Source organism: Haloferax marisrubri, from assembly GCF_001469875.2.
In the GTDB taxonomy this organism is placed as follows: domain Archaea; phylum Halobacteriota; class Halobacteria; order Halobacteriales; family Haloferacaceae; genus Haloferax; species Haloferax marisrubri.
In genome coordinates, this window is record NZ_LOPW02000007.1 from 1 (window position 1) to 2,532 (window position 2,532).

Sequence of the window (2,532 nt, forward strand, 5' to 3'; positions counted from 1 at the left end):
GATCCAGGTCCGTTATGGGTAGTCCGTACACCACATTGCCCGAAGGCTTCGGTTTGGACTGTATCGCGTTCACTCGCCGTTACTAACGACATCGCGGATTGCTTTCTTTTCCTGTTCCTACTAAGATGTTTCAATTCGGAACGTTCCCCATTGCGCAAGGCAATTGCGTGGGGATTCCCATTCGGAGATCCTCAGTTCTTTCCCTCCATGCGGGTCCCTGAGGCTTATCGCAGCTTGGCACGTCCGTCATCGGCTCTCGAGCCGAGCTATCCACCAGCTGGCACAGTAGCCAGTTGATATAGTCACTGTGACCCGGAGAACGGGTCCAGTGGACGCCTGGATTGCACGTACACACGGTTTCATCAAATCCCCTCGGTGACGACCCGAGGCGAATTTTCGACCCTTCCCAACCTCGCTTGCGCGGGATGGTGCATCTGTCGTCAGTATCCATTCATTCGAAACGTCTTGCCACACTTAAGGGGCACGATCGTTTCGGAGTGGAGTACTGCTTACCATGGACCCACAGGGATTCGAACCCTGGGCATCCTCCTTGCAAAGGAGGCACTCTACCACTGAGCTATGGGCCCGTGTTAGCCCTAGTAGTTCTAAGGTGTCCGAACGGGTGTCACGGGAGTGAACTCGGAAGATCGCGTGTGAGCCACCCCATCGGGGTGGTCTCGGTCGTTAGGAGGTGATCCAGCCGCAGATTCCCCTACGGCTACCTTGTTACGACTTAAGCCCCCTTGCGAAGCCCAGATTCGACCACCGTGTGGTGGCCTCATCCGGACCTCACTCGGGTGCTTTGACGGGCGGTCTGTGCAAGGAGCAGGCACGTATTCACCGCACTCTATTGAAATGCGATTACTACCGAATCCAGCTTCATGAGGGCGAGTTTCAGCCCTCAATCCGAACTACGATCGAGTTTAGGAGATTAGCGTTCTCTTTCGAGATAGGAACCCATTGTCTCGACCATTGTAGCCCGCGTGTAGCCCAGCTCATTCGGGGCATACTGACCTACCGTTGCCCGTTCCTTCCTCCGCTTTAGCAGCGGCAGTCCTTCTAATGTACCCAGCCAGTCGAAACTGCTGCTGGCAATTAGAAGTGCGGGTCTCGCTCGTTGCCTGACTTAACAGGACGCCTCACGGTACGAGCTGACGGCGGCCATGCACCTCCTCTCTATAGCGTCGTGATAAGGTCATCAACCTGATCGTCATCACTATAGTCGGAGCTGGTGAGATGTCCGGCGTTGAGTCCAATTAAACCGCAGGCTCCTCCGGTTGTTGTGCTCCCCCGCCAATTCCTTTAAGTATCATCCTTGCGGACGTACTTCCCAGGCGGCTCGCTTCTCGGCTTCCCTACGGCACAGCACAGGCTCGTAGCCTGTGCCACACCTAGCGAGCATCGTTTACAGCTAGGACTACCCGGGTATCTAATCCGGTTCGAGACCCTAGCTTTCGTCCCTCACCGTCGGATCCGTCTTCTCGAGGTGCTTTCGCGATCGGTCGTCCGTCCAGGATTACAGGATTTCACTCCTACCCCGGACCTTCGCCTCGAGCCTTCCGGTCCCAAGCCATGTGGTTTTCACCGGACGCCCGCCAGTAGAGCTGGCGGATTTCCCGATGAACCTTCATGGCCGGCTACGGACGCTTTAGGCCCAATAATATCGGTCATCACTTGAGCTGCCGGTATTACCGCGGCGGCTCGCACCGGTCTTGCCCAGCTCTTATTCCTCGACCGCCTTACAGTCGAGAAAAGCGAGGACTAAATGCCCTCGCACTTGGGGTCCCCTTATCGCACTTGCGTGCAGTGTAAAGGTTTCGCGCCTGCTGCGCCGCGTAGGGCCCGGAATCTTGTCTCAGATTCCGTCTCCGGGCTCTTGCTCTCACAACCCGTACCGATTATCGGCACGGTGGGCCGTTACCCCACCGTCTACCTAATCGCCCGCAGCCACATCCTACAGCGCCTGAGCGTTTCGCGGAGTCGGCATTCCAGCATGACTCCCGTATGAACTATTAGCCTCAGTTTCCCGAGGTTATCGTTCTCTGTAGGGTAGTTTGGCCACGTGTTACTGAGCTTTTCGCCACGAGTATGAACTCGTGCAACTAGCATGGCTAAATCGGACCCCAATAGCAATGACCTCCGGCAGGATCAACCGGAATGGGTCGCGACCATTTAAACCTGGTCGCGGGGTGTTGGCGGGTGAATGGCAGCGTAATGCTGTCAAATCACCGTTCAAAGGTCCGAGTTCGTGTGACATCCGTTCGGATGTCACCGAACTACTAGGGCTAACATCAGATACCGTCTTGCGGCGTACCGCAGGGGCGGAATCCTCATTTCCTTCGGACCTGAATCGAAGCGATTCGAGGGTATAAACCCTTCGAACCTCGTTCGGTTCGGGTCCGGTGAGGCAGGACGCGTTGAATCGCCCTGCAATCGCGGTGTGTCGTTCGCATTCATCCGAAATGCCTTGGACCACTTAAGGCCGTCGTATCGTGGCGACCCCCGGGAAGGTGTGTCATCCCGGTGAGCGCC

General features: G+C 56.5%; 1 tRNA gene and 2 rRNA genes. All 3 read right to left on the bottom strand.

Annotation, left to right across the window (positions count from 1 at the left end):
* A 23S ribosomal RNA gene (locus tag AUR65_RS19895) occupies positions 1-298 on the bottom strand; the annotation flags it as partial.
* Between the two features lie 217 nt (positions 299-515).
* Positions 516-587, bottom strand: a tRNA-Ala gene (locus AUR65_RS07145).
* 99 nt (positions 588-686) lie between these two features.
* A 16S ribosomal RNA gene (locus AUR65_RS07150) occupies positions 687-2,159 on the bottom strand.
* Between the last annotated feature and the right edge of the window lie 373 nt (positions 2,160-2,532).